This window comes from Mesorhizobium sp. WSM4823, assembly GCF_055811195.1.
Genome location: NZ_JBVVQL010000015.1, coordinates 84,619 through 104,933, shown reverse-complemented (window position 1 = coordinate 104,933; position 20,315 = coordinate 84,619). Strand labels below are relative to the sequence as shown.

17 protein-coding genes and 1 tRNA gene are annotated in these 20,315 nt (G+C 63.3%); 5 read left to right on the top strand and 13 right to left on the bottom strand.

Features of this window, described 5'->3' with window-relative positions; all coding sequences use genetic code 11:
* The 3 genes from AC0L26_RS27645 to AC0L26_RS27635 all read left to right on the top strand — a co-directional run.
* Positions 1–1,374, top strand: a 1,374-nt coding sequence (locus AC0L26_RS27645; RefSeq protein ID WP_473635422.1) for a type I secretion system permease/ATPase, incomplete at its 5' end; no start/stop codon positions are given.
* Entirely contained in the window at positions 1,374–2,684 is a 1,311-nt protein-coding gene (locus AC0L26_RS27640; RefSeq protein ID WP_473635421.1) for an HlyD family type I secretion periplasmic adaptor subunit, read from the top strand. The genes AC0L26_RS27645 and AC0L26_RS27640, both read left to right, overlap by 1 nt.
* A 109-nt stretch (positions 2,685–2,793) precedes the next feature.
* On the top strand, positions 2,794–3,069 hold the full coding sequence (locus AC0L26_RS27635; RefSeq protein WP_473635420.1) for a hypothetical protein: 276 nt from the start codon (positions 2,794–2,796) through the stop codon (positions 3,067–3,069).
* Positions 3,070–3,544: 475 nt separating this feature from the next.
* Here the strand turns inward: AC0L26_RS27635 and AC0L26_RS27630 are convergent.
* From AC0L26_RS27630 to AC0L26_RS27610, 5 genes are all read right to left on the bottom strand, one after another.
* Positions 3,545–3,629 (bottom strand) — tRNA-Leu (locus AC0L26_RS27630).
* 133 nt (positions 3,630–3,762) lie between these two features.
* Entirely contained in the window at positions 3,763–4,386 is a 624-nt protein-coding gene (locus AC0L26_RS27625; RefSeq protein WP_473635419.1) for a 2,3-bisphosphoglycerate-dependent phosphoglycerate mutase, read from the bottom strand.
* 32 nt (positions 4,387–4,418) lie between these two features.
* Positions 4,419–5,246, bottom strand: coding sequence for a 4-hydroxy-tetrahydrodipicolinate reductase (gene dapB / locus AC0L26_RS27620; RefSeq protein ID WP_473635418.1), 828 nt, complete (start codon positions 5,244–5,246; stop codon positions 4,419–4,421).
* Positions 5,243–7,114 carry an ABC transporter ATP-binding protein gene (locus tag AC0L26_RS27615; RefSeq protein WP_473635417.1) on the bottom strand — a complete coding sequence of 624 codons (1,872 nt, stop codon included), beginning with the start codon at positions 7,112–7,114 and terminating at the stop codon, positions 5,243–5,245. The genes dapB and AC0L26_RS27615 overlap by 4 nt, the downstream gene beginning before the upstream one ends.
* Before the next feature lie 123 nt (positions 7,115–7,237).
* Positions 7,238–8,257 carry a glucokinase gene (locus AC0L26_RS27610; RefSeq protein WP_473635416.1) on the bottom strand — a complete coding sequence of 340 codons (1,020 nt, stop codon included), beginning with the start codon at positions 8,255–8,257 and terminating at the stop codon, positions 7,238–7,240.
* Between the two features lie 364 nt (positions 8,258–8,621).
* Here AC0L26_RS27610 and AC0L26_RS27605 point away from each other — a divergent pair, with 364 nt between their 5' ends.
* On the top strand, positions 8,622–10,154 hold the full coding sequence (locus AC0L26_RS27605) for a YifB family Mg chelatase-like AAA ATPase (RefSeq protein ID WP_352936478.1): 1,533 nt from the start codon (positions 8,622–8,624) through the stop codon (positions 10,152–10,154).
* Between the two features lie 64 nt (positions 10,155–10,218).
* Here AC0L26_RS27605 and AC0L26_RS27600 read toward each other — a convergent pair whose 3' ends face one another.
* From AC0L26_RS27600 to AC0L26_RS27565, 8 genes are all read right to left on the bottom strand, one after another.
* The gene (locus tag AC0L26_RS27600; protein WP_473635427.1) at positions 10,219–10,776 is read right to left on the bottom strand and encodes a TetR/AcrR family transcriptional regulator; all 558 of its coding nucleotides are present in this window, start codon (positions 10,774–10,776) and stop codon (positions 10,219–10,221) included.
* Positions 10,777–10,778: 2 nt separating this feature from the next.
* Complete coding sequence (locus tag AC0L26_RS27595) at positions 10,779–11,123, bottom strand: DMT family transporter (protein WP_473635415.1); 345 nt, start codon at positions 11,121–11,123, stop codon at positions 10,779–10,781.
* 216 nt (positions 11,124–11,339) lie between these two features.
* Entirely contained in the window at positions 11,340–11,867 is a 528-nt protein-coding gene (locus AC0L26_RS27590) for a hypothetical protein (RefSeq protein ID WP_473635414.1), read from the bottom strand.
* Positions 11,868–12,163: 296 nt separating this feature from the next.
* Positions 12,164–14,338 carry a malate synthase G gene (locus AC0L26_RS27585; protein ID WP_473635413.1) on the bottom strand — a complete coding sequence of 725 codons (2,175 nt, stop codon included), beginning with the start codon at positions 14,336–14,338 and terminating at the stop codon, positions 12,164–12,166.
* 313 nt (positions 14,339–14,651) lie between these two features.
* Positions 14,652–16,679: a hydantoinase/oxoprolinase N-terminal domain-containing protein gene (locus tag AC0L26_RS27580; protein WP_473635412.1), complete on the bottom strand. Its 2,028-nt coding sequence runs from the start codon at positions 16,677–16,679 to the stop codon at positions 14,652–14,654.
* Positions 16,680–16,854: 175 nt separating this feature from the next.
* The gene (locus AC0L26_RS27575; RefSeq protein ID WP_473635411.1) at positions 16,855–17,226 is read right to left on the bottom strand and encodes an endonuclease domain-containing protein; all 372 of its coding nucleotides are present in this window, start codon (positions 17,224–17,226) and stop codon (positions 16,855–16,857) included.
* 121 nt (positions 17,227–17,347) lie between these two features.
* Complete coding sequence (locus AC0L26_RS27570; protein ID WP_473635410.1) at positions 17,348–18,064, bottom strand: hypothetical protein; 717 nt, start codon at positions 18,062–18,064, stop codon at positions 17,348–17,350.
* Between the two features lie 161 nt (positions 18,065–18,225).
* Positions 18,226–18,852, bottom strand: coding sequence for a CDGSH iron-sulfur domain-containing protein (locus AC0L26_RS27565; protein ID WP_473635409.1), 627 nt, complete (start codon positions 18,850–18,852; stop codon positions 18,226–18,228).
* 601 nt (positions 18,853–19,453) lie between these two features.
* Here AC0L26_RS27565 and AC0L26_RS27560 point away from each other — a divergent pair.
* On the top strand, positions 19,454–19,663 hold the full coding sequence (locus AC0L26_RS27560) for a YegP family protein (protein ID WP_473635408.1): 210 nt from the start codon (positions 19,454–19,456) through the stop codon (positions 19,661–19,663).
* Positions 19,664–20,315: the final 652 nt, after the last annotated feature.

Here is a 20,315-nt window from a genome sequence, read left to right as displayed (position 1 = left end):
GATCTGGACCAGGTGCGGTCGTTTCTGTCGAGCGCTGGTCCGATCGCGCTTTTCGACCTGCCGTGGGTGCCGCTTTATCTCGCAATCTGCTTCCTGTTCCATTTCTGGATCGGGATGGCGGCGTTGGCTGGCGCCGTCATACTCTTCAGTCTGACGTTGTTTGCCGAGGCTCGCACGAGAGAGCCCGCGAAAAGGGCCAACAGCCAGGCTGCAGCGCGCAACACGCTTGCGGAGGCGACGCGCCGCAATGTCGAGGTGCTGCAGGCCATGGGCTTTGGCACGCGCGTCGCCGAGCGCTGGTCAGGGATCAATGCCGGCTATCTCGACACCAATGCAACGGCCAGCGACCTTGCCGGGACGCTCGCAACGATCGCGAAGATCCTGCGCATGATGCTGCAATCGGGCATCCTGGCGATCGGCGCCTATCTTGTCATTCACCAGGAGGCAACAGGCGGCATCATGATCGCCAGTTCGATCATGATGAGCCGGGCGCTCGCACCAATCGAACTGGCCATCGCCCACTGGAAGGGCTTCGTCACCGCCCGCCAGGCGTGGGCCAGGCTGACCCAGCTTTTGGCCCTGCTCCCCGACACTGCCACAAGTGTCTCGCTGCCGGCACCGATATCTGCTCTTGCGGTCGAAAACATCAGCGTCACGCCGCCGGGCGAGCGCCGTGTGGTCGTGCAGGATGCCAGCTTCGCACTTGAGAATGGCGCCGGCCTTGGAATCGTCGGACCGAGTGCGTCCGGCAAGTCATCGCTCGTGCGCGCGATTGCCGGCATATGGATTCCGGTCCGCGGAACCGTCAGGCTGGATGGCGCAACGCTCGACCAGTGGTCGCCGGAAGAGCTGGGCAACCATGTCGGCTATCTCCCGCAGGATGTCCAACTGTTCGACGGCACCATTGCCGAGAACATTGCGCGCTTCGAACCTCAAGCCCCATCGGACAAGATACTGGCGGCTGCGCGTGCGGCCGGCGTTCACGATCTGGTCGTCCATTTGGAGGAAGGCTACGAAACGCAGATCGGCGAGGCCGGGTCGGCGCTGTCCGCCGGCCAAAGGCAAAGGGTCGCGCTTGCGCGGGCCCTCTACGGTGACCCGTTTCTGCTCATCCTCGATGAGCCTAACTCCAATCTCGATTCCGAGGGTGAAGTCGCCTTGTCGGCCGCAATCCAAGGTGTGCGGGCGCGAGGCGGCATTGCTGTCGTGGTGGCACATCGCCCAAGTGCGCTGGCAAGCCTGGATCAGGTTCTCGTCATGGCGAACGGCCGTATCCAGGCGTTTGGCCCGAAGAATGAGATCTTGAGCAAGGTAACCCGTCCGGCAGGCGTTCCTCTGAAGGTCGTCTCTAGCCCTGAAGAGGCTGCATCCTGATGGCGGAAGGCACTGCATCCGCGATTGACCGAACCATTCGGCGCTACTTGCTCGGCGGTGTCGCAGCCTGCATTTTTCTGGTCGGTGGCGCGGGAAGCCTCGCCGCCGTGACCGAGATTTCCGGAGCCGTCATCGCTTCGGGAAAGCTGGTTGTCGATTCCAGCGTCAAGAAAGTGCAGCATCCAACCGGTGGCGTTGTCGGTCAAATCTTCGTCCGGGAAGGCGATGCTGTGAAGGCGGGCCAGATCTTGCTTCGCCTCGATGAGACCATCACCCGGGCTAATTTGGCGATCGTCTCGAAGAGCCTGGACGAATTCGAGGCGCGGCTGGCTCGCCTTGAGGCCGAGCGCGACGGCAAGGCAAGCATCGTCTTTCCAGCTTCGCTTGTGTCACGCCAGGATGCCCCCGAGATTGGTCGGGCGATGGCCGGCGAGCAATCTCTGTTCGAATTTCGCCGACAGGCACGCGCCGGTCAAACGGCCCAGTTGCAGGAGCGCATTGCGCAGCTTGCCGAAGAGGTTTCCGGCTTGAGCGAGCAAAGAGATGCCAAGAGCCAGGAAATCAAGTTGATCGGCTTTGAGCTCGAAGGCATGCGCAGACTTTGGCAACGCAAGCTGGTTTCGATCGATCGCATAACGGCGCTTGAACGCGATGCCGTGCGGCTCAAAGGCGAGCACGGGCAACTGACTGCGGCGATAGCGCAATCGAAGGGTCGTACCTCCGAAATCCGTTTGCAGATCATCCAGATCGATCAGGATTTGCGCAGCGAAGTGGCAAGCGAACTGCGTGACGTCCAGGCAAAGATCTCCGAGTTCGTCGAGCGCAAGGTTTCGGCCGAAGATCAGCTCAAACGCATCGACATACGCAGTCCGCAGAACGGTGTCGTTCATCAGCTCGGCGTGCACACGGTCGGTGGCGTTATAGCTCCAGGCGAGCTCATCATGCTGATTGTCCCGGTGACGGACGACCTGACCGTCGAGGCGCGTGTGGCTCCGCAAGACATCGATCAGTTGACGCCAGGGCAAGTCGCGACGCTGCGGCTATCGGCATTCAATCAGCAAACGACGCCGGAACTGAATGGTGCGGTCAGCAAGATTTCCGCCGACCTCAATGTCGATGAGAAAACAGGCACCGGCTTTTACACCGTGCATGTTGCTTTACCGCGCACAGAGCTTACCAGGCTCAAGGGCGTGGCCCTGGCGCCAGGCATGCCTGTCGAGGTGTTCTTTTCGACCGGCAGCCGCACCATGCTTTCCTATCTCGTGAAACCTTTGGCGGACCAAATCCAACGGGCATTCAGGGAAGAGTAGCTGCGTCTCTGGACCACCCACGCTGCTGAATTCCGGAACAGGTACGCGATTTTGCCGTTTCGCCTGAAACTGGAAGCGATCCACATGTCCGGCATTCAGGGTTGCCGCGATGGCGTTGGTGAACGGCCTCGACGCTTCGCCAGGCGGCGCGACGCATGAAGTGCTTGAGCTTGGCGGAACAGCTGCTCGATCTGATCGAGATCGGGCTGTAGGGCGGCAAGAAGAACAGCCGCGCGCCGGCGGCCCTGACGATGCCGCGCACGGCAGCGCTCTTGTGGAGCCCGAGCACGACGATGTCGCCCGGCTTCAAGGTTTTGATGAGTTGGCATCGGCGCCAAGTTTGGGGACGATGAACGGAACGCGCTGGACCATCGTCCGGCAATGAAGGCGACGTCACGCGAGAGCCTGTGTTGCCGAGCCTTCAAGTTCGTCCACGACCGCTGCCGGGTCCAAGGCCGCGTCAAACCTTTAGCTATCATAATCTTACCGACGTCGCGGCCATTGACCTAGATCATTGCCAGCGTGCAACCGTAGCGGTCCGTTAGCCGGGTCGCCTCGATGCACAGTCACGGGACCTGCTCGCCAGCAACTCGGCCATCCGATAGCGCCGTCGCTATGCTTCGTCGGTGTTTTCGCTGGCTTCAAAGCCTTGATCTCCGTGTCGGTTAGCGGCATTTGCTGGTATCCGGCTTGGCTAGACGTTGGCATTTCGATCGCATGCCAACGAAGATACCAACAAATTAACCGGATGCCAACAAACCGCGCTGGACGCTCTCGGATCACAAGGCAACAAAAAAGCCCGGAAAACCGGGCCTTCTTAGAAGTTTCTGGACGCTATCGAACGGTCCGAAACGGGAATTTGGTGCCCAGAAGAGGACTCGAACCTCCACTCCTTGCGGAACACGGACCTGAACCGTGCGCGTCTACCAATTCCGCCATCTGGGCTGGTGCGGGCTCTTTAGGCGGGCAAGGGGTGAGTGTCAACGCGCTTTTTTGCGCAATCAAGAAACGCGCCCCGCGCGCCGGCTAGTGTAGTTTTGAATTTGCGCATGATCCTTTCCGAACCTGCGGTTCGGGGTCATACGCCGTCCAGCACTTCCTTGGATGCCACGGTCGAATCGGCGTTGAGCTTGTAGATGACCGGCACGCCGGTGCCGAGCTCCAGCTTGACGATCTCCTCGCCCGACTTGCCGTCCAGCGCCATGATCAGCGCACGCAGCGAATTGCCGTGCGCCGCGACCAGCACGGTACCGCCGCGCAGCACATGCGGCTGCAGGTCGTGCAGGTAGTACGGCCAGACGCGCGCGCCGGTGTCCTTCAGGCTTTCGCCGCCCGGCGGCGGCACGTCGTAGGAGCGGCGCCAGACATGCACCTGCTCCTCGCCCCATTTCTTGCGCGCGTCATCCTTGTTGAGGCCGGAGAGGTCGCCATAGTCGCGCTCGTTCAGCGCCTGGTCGCGAATGGTCTCGAGATCGCTCTGGCCAACCGCGTCGAGAATGTGCTGGCAAGTCTTCTGCGCCCTGATCAGCGACGACGTGAAGGCGATGTCGAATTTCAGGCCGCGCGCCTTCAGCTTTGCGCCTGCCTCCTTGGCCTCGGCATGGCCCAACTCGGTCAGGTCGACGTCGCGCCAGCCAGTGAACAGGTTCTTCAGGTTCCATTCGCTCTGGCCGTGGCGCACGAGCACGAGAGTTCCCGACATTTTTGCTCCTTCAGTTTGTGGATCAGATCGCCTCAGGCGAGGCCGAGCACGTCCCGCATCGAATACAGTCCCGGCTTCCTGCCGCGCGCCCACAGTGCGGCCTTGACCGCGCCGCGGGCGAAGATCGCCCGGTCCTCAGCATGATGGGCGAGCGTGATGCGCTCGCCGGTGCCGGCCAGCACCACGGAGTGGTCGCCGACCACCGAGCCGCCGCGCAGCGTGGCGAAACCTATCGAGCCCGTCTTTCGCACGCCGGTGTGACCGTCGCGCGACCGCACGCTGTTCCCGTCAAGATCGATGCCGCGCCCGGCGGCGGCCGCCTCGCCGAGCAACAGCGCCGTGCCCGACGGCGCGTCGACCTTGTGCCGGTGATGCATTTCCAGGATCTCGATGTCGAAATCGTCGGCATCGAGCGCGCGCGCCGCCTGTTCGACCAGCACCGCCAGCAGATTGACGCCGAGGCTCATATTGCCTGATTTGACGATCGTCGCGTGGCGCGCCGCCGCCGCGATCTTGGCATCGTCGTCGGCCGAGCAGCCGGTGGTGCCGATGACATGGGTGATGCGTGCCTGCGCCGCGTATCCAGCGAATTCGACTGTCGCTGCCGGGCTCGTGAAATCGAGCACGCCGTCGGCCTTGGCGAAGGCCGGCAGCGGATCGTCGCCGATCGCCACGTCGATACTGCCGATGCCGGCAAGCTCGCCGGCATCCTTGCCGAGATGTGGCGAACCGGCCCGCTCGATCGCGCCGGCGACGCGCGCGCCCGGTATCGTATGGATGGCACGGATCAGCGCCTGGCCCATGCGGCCGGCCGCGCCCACCACCACCAGGCCCATATCGCTCGTGGGCGTGTCGTTCATAAGGTTCTCCCAACCGCCTTTTTCGCGCGGCGCACCGGAGTTTGGATTGGCTTACCGTCGTCGACAAGCCCCAGCCCCTTGTTGCCCTGGACCCGGTGGAAGCGGGCATAGACGCTGTGCGGGTCGGCCATCAGCGAGGCGTGCGTGCCTTGCTCGACCAGTCGCCCCTGTTCCAGCACGACGATGTGGTCGGCGTTGACCACCGTCGACAGCCGGTGCGCGATGACGATGGTCGTGCGCCCGTGCATAACCTTGGTGAGCGCTTGCTGGACACGGGCTTCCGCCTCGTTGTCGAGCGCCGAGGTCGCCTCGTCGAGCAGCAGGATCGGCGCCTGCCGCACGATGGCTCGGGCGATCGACACGCGCTGGCGCTGGCCGCCCGACAGCGTCACGCCGCCTTCGCCGACAGGGGTGTCATAGCCTTGCGGCTGTTGCCGGATGAAGCCGTCGGCCTCGGCCTGTTGCGCGGCCAGTTCGATTTCGGCGTCGCTGGCGCTCAGCCGCCCGTAGCGGATGTTGTCGCGAATGGTGCCTTCGAACAGATAGGGCTGCTGCGAGACATAGGCTATGGAACTGCGCAGCGACTGTTTGGTGATCTTCGAAATGTCCTGGCCGTCGACCTCGATGCTACCTGCCTCGACATCGTAAAAGCGCTGCAATAGCGCCACCAGCGTCGACTTGCCGGCGCCCGAAGCGCCGATGATGGCGGTCATCTTGCCGGCGGCGGCGACGAAGCTGAGATCCTGCAGCACCGGCGCGTCGGCGACATAGCCGAACGAGACGTTGTTGAAGCGCACCTCGCCACTGGTGATCTTCCCTTCGGCCGCTCCGGGGGCGTCGCCTTGCTGCGGCTCGAGGTCGAGCAACTCGTAGATCATGCGCGCATTGACCAGCGCCCGTTCCATGCCGACCTGCATGCGCGCCAGCCGCCGGGCCGGATCGTAGGCGAGCAGCAGCGCGGTGATGAAGGAGAAGACTGCGCCGGGCGGCTGTCCGAGCACGGTCGCCCGGTAGCCGGAATAGGCGATGACGCCGGCAACGGTGAAGCCGGCCAGTATTTCGGAGATCGGCGTCAGTCGCTCCGAAACGCGGGCGATCTTGTTTGTCCGCTGCTCGGCATCGTCGGCGAGCTTGCCGAGGCGGCGCGACAGCTCGCCCTCCATGGTAAAGGCTTTGACGATGGCGATGCCTTGCGTGGCTTCCTGCATGGCGCCGATCAGCCGTGAGTTGATCTGCACCGATTCACGGGTGATGCGCCGCACCCGCCGCATCAGATAGGTGACGGTGTAGATCAGCGGCGGCCCGATCAGCAGTGAGCTTAGGGATAGCACCGGATCCTGATAGATCATGACGCCGATCAGTCCGATCAGCGTCACACCGTCCCGCGCGATCGACGTCAGCGTCATCGACAGAAGGTCGCGGATGCCGTTGACGTTCTCGTTGACCTGCGCGGCCAGGCGCCCCGAGCGCGTGTCGTTGAAGAAGCCGACGCCGAGCTTCATCAGATGGTCGAAGATGCGCTTTTGGTAGCGCGCCACCAGATTGTTGCCGATCCTGGCCAACGTCACCGCCTGGCCGTAGCCGGCCAGTCCGCGCAGGATGAAGGCACCCAGGATCGCAGCGCAGATCCAGGCGATCAGATCGCCGCGCCGTTCGTAGAAGATCTGATTGACCACGGGGCTCATGATCAAGGCCGTGACCGCTGTCGTTCCGGACACGGTCAACAGGCAGACTATGGTGAAGACGTAGGACCACCGGTACTCGTATCCGTTCTCGGTCAGGATACGGTGCACCACCGCCACGATCTCGCCGGGCCGGGCTTTCGCTTGATGCCGGGCTTTCGCTTGATGTTTGGGCGATTGGTTCAAGTCGGGATCCGTGATGTCGGTTCGGCTTCGCAGCCGGGCTAATTCGGCAATCCTCTTAGCGCTCCGGTGGCGGCTTGCCTATGGCCGAGGCGGCAAAACTTCGCCGGCGCCCCAGGTCGTCACCTAAGCCCGCCAGCGCCGCCCCGCGGTCTGGACGCCGAACAGCGAGGGATTTCTGGCATAGGCGGCAAGGCCGGAGAGCGCAGCCAGCGGGTGGGTGATCACATAGACGGGCATGGTCCGCATCAACTCGCTATGCGGTGCCTTGTCCTCGAAGGCGGCGCGGAACTCGCCCGTCTTCAACGCCGGCAGGATTTTCTGGGCGATGCCGCCGGTCAGGAAGACGCCGCCGCGACTCATGAACACCAGCGCAAGGTCGCCGGCGGTGCGCCCCAGGCAGGTGACGAATATCGATAGCGCTTCCACGGCCACCGGATCCGACTTCGCCAGTGCCGCCGCGGTGACCTCGGCCGGCGTGGCGAAGGGTGCCGGCTTGCCGTCCGCCTTGGCCACTGCCCGGTAGGCATTGACCAGGCCGCGTCCGGACAGGATCTGTTCGCCGGAAATTCTGCCCTCGAGCTTCTCGATATGCGGAAAGACTTGGAAATCGCGCGGCGAGCGCGGCCCGATGTCCATATGCCCGCCTTCGCCGGGCACCGGTATCCAGTGGTTTAGCGCATGAACCAGGCCGGCGACGCCAAGTCCGGTGCCGGGACCGAGCACCACCCGTCCCGCATTTGGCTCCGGCGCATCGCCGCCGATCTTTTCCATATGCTCTTCGCCAAGCGCCACGACGGCCAGCGCCTGCGCCTCGAAATCATTGAGCACCACGACGTCGCTGAGGCCGAGGCTGGCAAACATCTTTCTCGGCTTGACGATCCACGGACAGTTGGTGAGCGGGATCTCGTCGCTATCGACCGGACCGGCTACCGCCAGTACAGACGAGTTGGGCCGGACCGACGAGCGGTCGAGCACGGCTGCCTGGATGGCGTCGTCGATCGTATTGAAATTGGCCGTCTGGACGATCTGCGGTTCGGTCGGTTCCGAGTTCGCGTCGAGCACGATCGAAAAGCGCGCATTGGTGCCGCCAATATCGCCGATCAGGATCGGAAACCGCAGCGCTGTATCGTCGTCGCCTGGCATGCCTTTGTTCGTCCCGGTTCACAATGACGTTCCGCCGTTCGTTCGTTGACTAGCGCATGACCCGGGAAAGGGAAATCGCTTTTCGAAATGAGGCGGCCAGGATTCAGAGCAAGATGATATCCATTGGGGCTTCAGGTCGGGCCGAACCGGGACGAAGGCGTGCATGATGGCGGATTTTGCAGCGGGCGGTAAGTCGGAGCTAATCGTGGCAGAGCGTAGCCCGGAATCCAAGCGAACTTCCTGGGGCTCGCTCAATTGTTCCCGTAATGTTCTTGCCTCAGTCGAAAATCTGTGGTTGTCTTCGGTAACGCCGTTCGCGGCATGATCGCATGGGCTTCGGGCGAGCCCGTATCAGGGGTGAAAAATGGTTGCGCGGGTCCGCACGGTGGCTTTCCAGGGCATCGAGGCCGTACCGGTCGACGTGCAGGTGATGATCGCGCCGGGCAAGGTCAACATGCACATCGTCGGCCTTGCCGACAAGGCGGTGGCCGAAAGCCGCGAGCGGGTGCAGGCGGCCCTGCATGCGTCGGGCCTGTCGATGCCGTCGAAGAAGGTTACTGTCAATCTGGCCCCGGCCGACCTGCCCAAGGAAGGCAGCCATTACGACCTGCCGATCGCGCTTGGGCTGATGGCAGCTCTTGGCGCCATTCCGGGCGACATGCTGGCCGGCTATGTCGTGCTTGGCGAGTTGTCGCTCGACGGCACCATTGCCGCGGTGGCTGGCGCGCTGCCGGCGGCGATCGGCGCCAATGCCGAGGGCAAGGGGCTGATCTGTCCTTTCGCCTGCGGGCCGGAAGCGGCCTGGGCCGGCAAGGATTTCGACATATTGGCGCCGCGCAGCCTGATCGCCATCGCCAATCATTTTCGCGGCACGCAGGTCCTGTCGCGACCGGAGGCCGGCATCCACGCCTCGGCGCGCGACCTGCCTGATCTTGCCGACATCAAGGGCCAGGAAACCGCCAAGCGAGCCCTGGAAGTGGCGGCCGCAGGCGGCCACAATCTGCTGATGGTCGGACCGCCAGGGTCGGGAAAATCGATGCTGGCGCAGCGGCTGCCCTCGATCCTGCCGCCGCTGGCGCCCAGGGAATTGCTCGAAGTCTCGATGATCGCGTCGGTGGCTGGCGAACTGGGCGAAGGAAAGCTGACCGACCGGCGGCCGTTTCGCGCGCCGCATCATTCGGCCTCAATGGCGGCGATGGTCGGCGGCGGCCTGCGGGTGCGGCCGGGCGAGGCGTCGCTTGCCCATCACGGCGTGCTGTTCCTCGACGAGTTTCCCGAATTCTCGCCGCAGGCGCTCGATGCGCTGCGCCAGCCGCTGGAAACCGGCGACTGCATGATCGCCCGCGCCAACCATCGCGTCACCTATCCGGCGCGCATCCAGCTGGTCGCGGCGATGAACCCGTGCCGCTGCGGCATGGCCGGCGAGCCGGGCTATCGTTGCCTGCGCGGCGACCGTTGCCGCACCGACTATCAGGCGCGCATTTCCGGCCCGCTGCTCGATCGCATCGATCTCCGGATCGAGGTGCCGGCGGTCTCGGCCAGTGATCTGATCCGGCCGGACCGGGCTGAGAAAAGTGCCGATGTTGCGCTGCGCGTGGCCCGCGCCCGCACGATCCAACGCGAACGTTTCGAGCGGCTCGGCGCGACCTCCGCCACCACCAACGCGCATTGCTCGCCCTCTGTCATCGAGGAGATCGCCATGCCGGATGCATCAGGCCTGTCGCTGCTCAGGGATGCCAGCGAAAAACTCGGCTTTTCGGCGCGGGCCTACCACCGGGTGCTGAAAGTGGCGCGCACGCTGGCCGATCTCGAGGCCAGCGAGACGGTCGGCCGCATCCATCTGGCCGAGGCGATTTCCTACCGCATGAGCTCGGAGCGAATGGCGCAGGCGGCGTAGAGTATCGCTTTTTCGCGGCCGGAAAGCTTAACCGCCAAGCCAGTCGGCAAGTCTATGCACCGGTTCAGCTGGGCCGCCGGGTCATCTCGAGGAGTTCGGCGCGCAGTTGCTGCCTGTCGGGAAGAGCCATCGTCGCCAGATCGGCCAACCAGATGCCGTCGGCTGCCAGCCTGGCGACTGCGTGGCGCATGTCGCTGTCGGTGGCGCGATGCCGCTCGAAGCGGGCCTGGAACCAATCGACCCACAATGCGCGCAGATCGGCGTCGGTCAGCATCAGGATGGACAACGGAGCCCATGGACCGCCACCGGCCTCCACCCCCACTCGAAAGACGGCTTCGACATAGGCGCGCGTAAACGAGCCATACGGCTCGGGGTCGGCGGCAATGCGCTCGTCCAGCTCGCGGTCGATCGCATCCAGCAGTTCCTGGAACACGGCGTCGATGAGCGCCTGCTTGCTGGGGAAATGATGAATGAAGCCGCCCTTGGTGACGCCGGCGGCGTCGGCCACAGCCTGGACCGTGACCGCGGCAAGGCCCTGTTCCGCGGCGAGCCTGGCGGCGTGGTCGAGCAAAGCGCGCCGAACGATCTCGGGCTGCTTCTTGCGTCTGTGGGCGTTCTCCACGGTCAATGCGCCGCCGAGTTCGAAAAGGCGTTCACGACGATGACGCCGCCGACGATCATGCCGATCCCGATCATCGCCGGCAGGTCGAGCGTCTGACGAAACACGAGCACGCTGACGAAGGCTGTCAGCACGATGCCGAGGCCGCCCCAGATGGCGTAGGCGACGCCGAGCGGCACCATCTTGAGCGCTTGGGACAGGAAGAAGAACGATCCGGCGTAGAAGACCGCCATGACCAGCGTCGGTGCGAGCCTGGTGAACTGCTCGGATTTCTGCAGAAAGGCCGTGCCGATCACCTCTGCGACGATGGCGAGCGCGAGTGCGCCATAGGAAACAAAGAGAGGAGTCATGGCGGGAGCTTTCCGGGCGAGTCAGACTTTCACTAACATACCAAATATACGGTATGTTTCAAGGAGACCTCCTTCGTTATTTTCCCGTCAAAGCCCGAGCCGTCGCCGGCGGCCAATGCCGCGGGCCGGATCCGCCTTGCCGGCGGGCCCGAAGCGGCCGGCCGGCGAGCTACGCAGCTATCGCCAATCGTTTCCGCGGCAGCTACTTAACCGGGATCATGAGATGTGCGTAGGGAGTGCCGCCCACATCACATATGGCCTGGAGGTGTCAGGCTTGGCGTCTTTGGGATAGCCCTGCATCATGTCAGTTGCGTTGACGATCATCACGTGCGGGCCGGTCTCCACCCAGTTGTTGCCTTCCTCGGGCTTCGTCGCGTAGGGATCGGTGTTGCTGCCGTCGGTGCCGCCGGCCAGCATATACATGAAGCCGACCTTGCCCTTGGGCGGTTCCTTTTTTCCGATCCACGCCATCGCCCATTCCATCGCGTTGGCATCGCCACACATTGGATCCGGGCCGGGCGTGGACGGGTTGTCCGGCATGCACCAGAAGCCGTTTGTGCCCTCGCGCAGTGTGCGCATTGCTCCCTTCTCATCCATAGCGTGGATCGCAGCGCCGCTTGCTACAGCGGGGGGTGCGGCGGATTCAGCGCTCTTGATCATCGCAGCGTCATCGGCGGCTGCGCCTTGCATGGCAAGCAAACTGCCCGCCGCCACAAGGGCAGCGACCGTCAGAAGCCGTTTCATGGCCGTTCTCCGGTTTTTTGAGTTGATCTTGTGCATGATGTCGGACGCACGGCCCTCTCAAGCCGTTTGTCGGTGAGTAAATCCTAGCAGATCGCATGCGCCGAGACAATAATGTTTTAGCTATGCCTAATGTATTGGGGTGATTCATGCTGAAGTTTTGCTCCATCAATCCCGCGTATTTGTCTGCGCCGAACATGCTGCCGCAGATGCTCCGAAGCGAGCTGCGACGCGCCTGAGCATGGATAGGCTTCTCTGGAACGTGCGAAGTGAGGTCAGCGCTTTGCAGCGGCGGCTTGTTATCCCGCCATTTCCTTCGCCTTCAGCTCCAGCCGCCGGGCATGCAACACCGGCTCGGTATAGCCATTGGGCTGAACCCGGCCCTTGAAGACGAGGTCGCAGGCGGCAAGGAAGGCGATGGACTTGTCGAAGTCGGGCGCCATCGGCTGGTAGAGCGGGTCGCCTTCGTTCTGGCGGTCGACGATCGCTGCCATGCGCTTCATCGTCTCCATCACCTGGTCCGAGGTGCAGACGCCATGGTGCAGCCAGTTGGCGATGTGCTGCGAGGAGATGCGCAGCGTGGCGCGGTCCTCCATCAGGCCGACATCGTTGATGTCAGGCACTTTCGAGCAGCCGACGCCCTGGTCGATCCAGCGCACGACATAGCCCAGAATGCCTTGCGCATTGTTGTCGAGCTCCTTCTGGATTTCTTCTTGAGACCAGTTAGGCCGCACCGCGACCGGCACCGACAAGATGTCGTCGAGCTTCGCCTTGGGCCGGCTCTTCAGCGCCGCCTGGACGGCATGCACATCGACCTTGTGGTAGTGGGTGGCATGCAGCGTCGCCGCGGTCGGCGATGGCACCCAGGCGGTGTTGGCGCCGGCCTTGGGGTGAGCGATCTTCTCCGCCAGCATCGCCGCCATCAGATCGGGCATCGCCCACATGCCCTTGCCGATCTGGGCGTGGCCGGCCAGCCCGCATTCGAGCCCGGTGTCGACGTTCCAGGCTTCGTAGGCGGCAATCCAGGCGGCCTGCTTCATGTCGCCCTTGCGGATCATCGGACCGGCTTCCATCGAGGTGTGGATCTCGTCGCCGGTACGGTCGAGGAAGCCGGTGTTGATGAAGACGACGCGGTCTTTGGCGGCGCGGATCGCCTCCTTGAGGTTGACGGTGGTGCGCCGCTCCTCGTCCATGATGCCCATCTTGATGGTATTCGCCGGCATCCCGAGCAGCGCTTCGACGCGGCCGAAGATCTCGACGGCGAAGGCGACTTCCTCCGGCCCGTGCATCTTGGGTTTTACGACATACATCGAGCCGGCGCGGGAGTTTTGCCGGCGTCCGTTCGGCCCGACATCATGCAGCGCGATCAGCGCCGTCATCGCCGCATCCAGAATACCTTCCGGCACCTCGTTGCCGTCGCGGTCCAATATCGCCGGATTGGTCATGAGGTGACCGACATTCCTGACCAGCATCAGCGAGCGGCCCGGCAACGTCAGCGTGCTGCCATCGGGCGCGGTGTACGACCGGTCGGGGTTGAGTTTCCGCGTAAACGTCTTGCCGCCCTTGGTGATCTCTTCGGCAAGGTCGCCCTTCATCAGGCCGAGCCAGTTGCGATAGACCACGACCTTGTCCGGCGCATCGACAGCCGCGACCGAATCCTCGCAGTCCTGAATGGTGGTCAGCGCCGATTCCAGCACAACATCGGCAATGCCCGCCGGATCGGTCTTGCCGATCTGATTGCTGCGGTCGATGACGATTTCGATATGCAGACCGTTCCTGGTAAGCAGGACGGCTTCGGGATTGGCGGGATCGCCGCGATAGCCGGCAAACTGTTTTGGGTCGGCAAGCGTGGTGGCGCCGGCACCCTCGCCCAGTCGCAACATGCCGTTGGCAAGCGAAAGCCCGTTCACCCCTGCCCATTTGCCCGAGGTGACCGGCACCGACTCGTCGAGAAAACCCTTCGCCCAGGCAATGACCTTGGCGCCGCGCACGGGATTGAACCTCCCGCCCTTCTCGGCGCCGTCGGTCTCGGGAATGGCGTCGGTGCCGTAGAGCGCGTCATAGAGCGAGCCCCAGCGCGCATTGGCGGCGTTCAGCGCATAGCGCGCGTTCATCACCGGCACCACCAGCTGCGGCCCGGCAACCACCGAGATCTCCGGGTCGACATTTTCGGTCGCGACCGCGAAGGCCGGCCCTTCGGGCACGAGATAGCCGATCTCCTTGAGGAAGGCCTTGTAAGCTTCCATGTCGCTTGGCGCGCCATTGTCGCGATACCAGCGGTCGATCTGATCCTGCAGGGCATCGCGCTTTTCCAGCAGCGCCCTGTTCTTCGGCGAAAGGTCGTGCACGATGGCCGAGAAGCCGGTCCAGAAGGCGTTGGCGGCAATGCCGGTGCCCCGCAGCGCCTCGTTCACGACGAAATCATAAAGCTCGCGGGCAATCCGCAATCCGGCGATTTCGACGCGATCGGTCATCGGAGGTCCTCCAAGATGAAAGGCTTTGGCCGGGCCTTTGGCATGTCAGGGTAGCACGGTCAATTCAGCTTAGGGTGAAGGGATCATTTCGTCATCCTAGGGCGGAGCGAACGCGAAGCGGAGCGCAGACCCTAGGATCCATGCCGTGACGCGGGTGAGAGTCGCTGCGATCCAGAATGAGATGACCATCAGTGTCTCCCGAGATTTAGTTCTACAGGCGTGGCGAAGCTCGAAGGTCACGGCATGGATCCTAGGGTCTCCGCGACGTCGCTTACGCTCCTGCTCCGCCCTAGGATGACGAAAGCGCAGGGAATCACACCGCAATCCTTGGCCGGCCCGAGGCCACCGCCACGACATGCGCCTCGATGAACATGCGCTGGCCCTCGACAGTGGAGACGCGGAATTCGCTGGCGACCTCGATCTCGGCGCTGTCGGTGCCGGCGTCCTTTGCCCGCCCGGCGGCAATGGCGCGCACGTCGGTTTCCGCCGCGGCCATCGCCGCCGCCTCGTCGCGAAAATCGCGCACGGTTTCGCCCGAAGCGACGCGGAACAGCCCTTCCTTGGGCTGGCTGACCCGCGCCTCCGCCGAGACCCTGACCTGGCCGACGACGGCGCCGAGCGCATTGGCGACATCGGTATCGTCAGGCACGACGCAGCCATTGCCGACCAGCTCGGCCAGCCCGGCATAATGCAGCGGCGCCGAGGCGCCGAGGCCGATGACCGGCCGGTCGAGCGCAACGCTAAGGCGGGCAATGCCGGGATGGGAATCGACGGCGCGCTGCACCAGCGCGTGCGCCACGGTGGCGGCGCCATCAAGCCCATCCTCGGCAAAGGCGGTTTCGAGGATGACTTCCGCCGACAGCCGGGTCAGCGTGGTCAGCACCCGTTCCGATATCGCCTCCGGCGAGGCGGCTATTGATTGTCCCCGCCCGTCGCGCCTGCGGGCGAACAGTTCGGCACCAAGACGGGCCGCGGCGGCATCCCAATTCGCCTGCTTGCCCAGCACATGGGCGGCGTCCGACGGCGTGAAGCCGGCGACATGCACCAGCCCGCGCGACACCAGCCGGTTCAATGTGGCGTTCTGCGCGTTCGAGGTCAAAAGCCGGTCGACGGCGAGCGGCACAGCGCCGATCAGCTCATAAAGCTTGGCTTCGGCGCCGGTCAGGCCGGCAGCCAGCCGCTCCGGCACGCCGGTCCTGACAGCCAGGCGGCCATCCATGCGGCCGGGGTTCGGCGCGCGCAGCTGACGTTCGAGCTCTGATGTGACCGCATCGCCATGCACCATGCCGGCCAGCGCCAGCGGCACCAGGCGGCGCGGCCCGAGCAGGATTCTCGGGTTAAGCGCGCCATCCTCCAGCGCCACTTCGGAATCGCCGCCGAGCCCAAAAGTGCGCATGGCCACCGCCTCGACCATGGTGCGGAAACCGCCGACGGTGGCGCCTTCCGGATCGAGCCTGGGTCGGCCCTGGTCGAGCACGGCGACGTCGGTGGTGGTGCCGCCAATGTCGGAGACGACAGCATTGTCGAGCCCGGTCATGTGGCGGGCGCCGACAAGGCTGGCGGCCGGGCCGGACAGGATCGTCTCGATCGGCCGCTGGCGGGCAAAGGCCGCCGAAACCAGGGCGCCGTCGCCGCGCACCACCATCAGCGGTGCGGCGATGCCGCGCTGGCCAAGAAAACCCTCGGTCGCCGCCACCAGCCGGTCGATCATCGAGATCAGCCGGGCGTTGAGCAGCGTCGTCAGCGCGCGGCGCGGACCGCCGAGCTTGGCAGAAAGCTCGTGGCTGGCGGTGACCGGCAGGCCGGTCTTCTCGCGGATGAGGTCGCGAGCGGCGAGCTCATGCGCCGGGTTGCGGGTGGCGAAATAGGCACAGACGGCAAAGCCGGACACCGAGGCGCCGAGCTCCGGCAACGCTGCCTCCAGCCCGGACAAATCGAGCTTTGCCGCATTGCCGTGGACATCATGGCCGCCGGGGCAGAACACCACCGGGTCGGTGCCGAGCGCCGCCTTCAGCCCGTCGCGGGCGAGGTCGCCTTCGGAAAAGCCGATCATGACCAGCGCCACGCGCCCGCCCTGGCCCTCGACCAGCGCGTTGGTGGCCAGCGTCGTAGACATCGACACCAGTTTGATGGCAGCCGGATCGGTGGCAGATTTTTCCAGGACCGCATCGACCGCGCCCGATATGCCGACCGCAAGGTCGTGGCGGGTGGTCAGCGCCTTGGCCTTGGCGAGCACCTTGCCGCTTGGCCCGCCGGCTTCCGACCACAGCACGGCGTCGGTATAGGTGCCGCCGGTGTCTATGCCGAGGAACAGCGGGGTGGATTTGGGCTTGGTGGTCATATTTTGGCAGGTCCGAGGATTTTCGTCTCCGCCCCTTAGCCGATACGGAACGGCGGATAAAGCCACGAGCGCTGGGCCAACAGGCGATGATCGTGGTGGCGGCCAATCTCCCCCCTCGTGGGGGAGATGTCCGGCAGGACAGAGGGGGGCGCTGTCCCGCCAACCTTGCCATGGTTCAGGACGCGCTTCCAAGCCCAGCCGCAATCACAATATGCTGGCAGACATTGTCGATGTCGCGGATGATGTCGTCATTCCAGAAGCGCAGGACGGTCCAGCCATCCTGCTCCAGACGTAGTGTCCTTGCCGCGTCGCCCGCAACAGCATCGCCTTGCGCATGCTGGGAGCCGTCGACCTCGACGATTTGTTTCTTTTCCGGGCAAGCGAAGTCGACGATATAACCGGCGATCGGAACTTGTCGGCGGAAGCCAAGCCCCATCAATCGGTGCGCGCGAAGCTCGTTCCAGAGCTTCAACTCGGCTGGTGTCATGACCTTGCGCATCGATCTGGCGTTTGCGCGATGTTTTGGAGACAATGGCGTGTGAGGCATTGTGCTGCTGAAATTAGCGCTCTACGGCGCCCCCTCTGTCCTGCCGGACATCTCCCCCACGAGGGGGGAGATTGGCGGCTTGGCCGCCTACCCCCAAAAAGGGCTTGTTGGCCGAATAGGGCTACGCCCGGCTGCCCGGAGAGCCGTCGAGCGGCCTGCCGACAGACGCGGCAGGCCGTTCGCGGCAGAAATACAGGATCGCCAGCATCACCGCGACGAGCAGGATGGCGTAGTAGACCGACACGCGGGCATAGACCTCCGCCTTTTCCACCGGGAACGAGCGGCCCTGGCGGGCGGCGCGCGCCACCATCGAGGCAATCAGCGCGTCGTGGGAAAAGATGACGTTTATCGCGGTCATTGGCAGGACCGAAGCGAACAGCAGGGCATTGCGGAGCTTCGCCCTGGGCTCGAATCGCAACAGCATCACGCCACACCAACTGTAGAGGGCGCTGTAGAGCGCAATGACCGCGGTCTTCAGCGGCGTGTCCTCCACCATGAACAGGAACGGCATGCCGTCGTCCGGCTCGGTGAGGTGCAGCAGGTACCAGATCCCGGACAGGACACCGAGCGTGCCAAGCAACAGATTGGCCCATTGACGCTGGCCGGCTGGCTGTTCCGTCTGCGCATAGGACAGCATCCATTCGGCCACCGAGACGTTTGCCACCCGTACAAGGCTAAGCAGGATCAGCGACAGGACCTGCCGGGCCTCCCATGACGCCGGCTGGCCAAGAACGGTTTCGGCAACGCTGGGAAATACCCGGTCGGCCAGGACGATGGCCGCATTCACCCAGAGATAATCGATACAGAGGCTGAGAAACCGCAAGACATATTTGCGCAATTTGAAATCCCCCAAGCCTGACGAACCGCCGTTCCGCACATGCACGCAGCGGTAGCAAAGATCTAGCACCAACCGGTGCGGTTGTCGAAGGCCGAAATTAGCGGGAAGCTGGGGCCACGGCGCCTAATCTCCCCCCTCGAGGGGGGAGATTCCAGCGTCGCCTACTCCACAAATCCCTCGCGCTTGTGGCTGCCGTCGCAGAACGGCTTGTTGGCCGAATGGCCGCAGCGGCAGAGGAAGGTGCGCGTCGTGCGGTCGACCGTGTGGCCGGTGCCGGTGACGATTTCGAGATTGCCTTCGAGCTTGAGCGGGCCGTTGGTGGTCGGCGTCACCGTCAGCGGGCCGTTCCGAGCCTCCAGCGCCGGCGTGTCCTTCAGCGCCGGCTCGCCGGTGGCGGCAAAGCCTGATTTGTTGTGGCTGCCGTCGCAGAACGGCTTGTTCTCCGAAGCGCCGCAGCGGCAGAGCGTGGCGCGGTAGAACGTCTCGCCGCCAAGCACGATTTCGGCATGCAGCGCCAGCGGGCCGTTTTCTCGGATGCGCACGATGTTGACCACCGGTGGCTTTTCCTGCGGGCCGCCATCCTTCCTGACATAGGTGATGGCGCCCGACGGGCAGCTTTCGGCAATCGCCACGATCTTCTCGACGCTGGCCGCCTCGGGATGGATCCACTGGCCCTTCGCGTTGGGCACGAACGCATGCGGATCGCCAAGCACGCAGTTGCGCGAATGGATGCAGCGCCGGCCGGAAAAGCCGACATCGATTTTTTCGCCTTCGACCGTGCCTGCCATGGGTGGGGTCTCCTGTCGAACTACGCTATGGCGGAGGTCAGTACGGCGTCAAGCTGTGCGCCTTTTCCCTTCCCCGTGTGGGCGGCCGATCGCGGGCCATTGCGGCAGCATCACGGTGCGAGAACGACGAAGCGTCTAAGCCCTATAAAGAGATGCGCATATGTAAAACTGGCAATAATGTCAGTAATACAGACTTATTTTGCAGTGCACCAGAATCAGCATGGACCATATATTTGCTTTTTGGCAGAAAAATATTATTATTGTTTCTGAGGCGGGTGACCACGGACGCTAGGTTGTCCCCGTTGGGAGGAGTTGAGTAAGCGTCTGATTTAATGAGGAAAATTTTGAAACCGTTTACTCGCGTTAACGGTCTATTAGGCTTGTCTTGACTCCGGCATTTGCTTGCCCCATTCAGGAAGTTGCCCAGAATGAAGAAACCGCCGCAAAGCTGGGGAGCCGCGACGGTTTCAGAAGTTCTAACCCGCACAAGATGGACGTCAGGCGCGGGGTATGTGTGTATTTAGTACGCTGATCTTGAATCAGAATAATGCGCCATGGTCAAGCCTGACGTTCGCTCACGCCAAATCAAGGAGCGACTCCAATGGCGCAGCGTACTTACCCCTCGTACTGGTTGTACAAGGACAATCGTGGTGAATGGCGTTGGACATACGAAGCTGCGAACGGAGAGACTATCTCCGTAAGCAGCGAAGGCTATAAGCGCCGTGTTGATGCCCAGCGCGGTATCGACATCATGAAGGCTTCGACAAACAGCCTGGTCTGGTACCCGGCGAATCTTGAGAACGCCGCATGAAGTTGTCTGGAAGGCCCGTCAATTTTGACGGGCCTTTTCATGCAGATTCACGAGCACGCCGGAGAAGGAAACGTCGATGCCATCTTTCGGAATTTCCGCCTTTTTGAGAATAGTCCATATGAACGTACGGCCGCAGCGGACCGAGTTGCGCCGGAGGTATACGCCAAGAGAAGGCGGCTATGACTTTCATAGCAGCCTTAGGCGCTTGGCAAATAAGTTGATTGTAGGCGGAGAATCCCTGCAAAGCCTATTGGCTGCTACCGCCACAATAACCAATGAGCCGGAAAGGCGATCTGCGCAAGTCGGACTTAGACGCTTGGAGGCTTGGCGAACCCAAAACCCAGGATCGATTCTGACGTTTGAACCAGCAACCGTCCGGAGCCCTACAGGCATATACGGTGTGACATTCACTCCAAACTTCGGCCTTGAAATTGGCGGTCAGTCTGTTGCAATCCATGTGTGGAATACAGCTTCGCCGCGTTTAGAGCCGCATTTGGTTCGAGGGGTGCTTTCGCTGTTCGCTAGCGTCTACCGCGATACGCGGTACCCGCCAGGCGATTTGGCCGTTTTCTGTTTGCAAACAATGCGCCTAATTCGCCTTGGAAACGTCGCGGAAGTTGCACCGTTGGGGCAACTAATCGCAGCTAATATC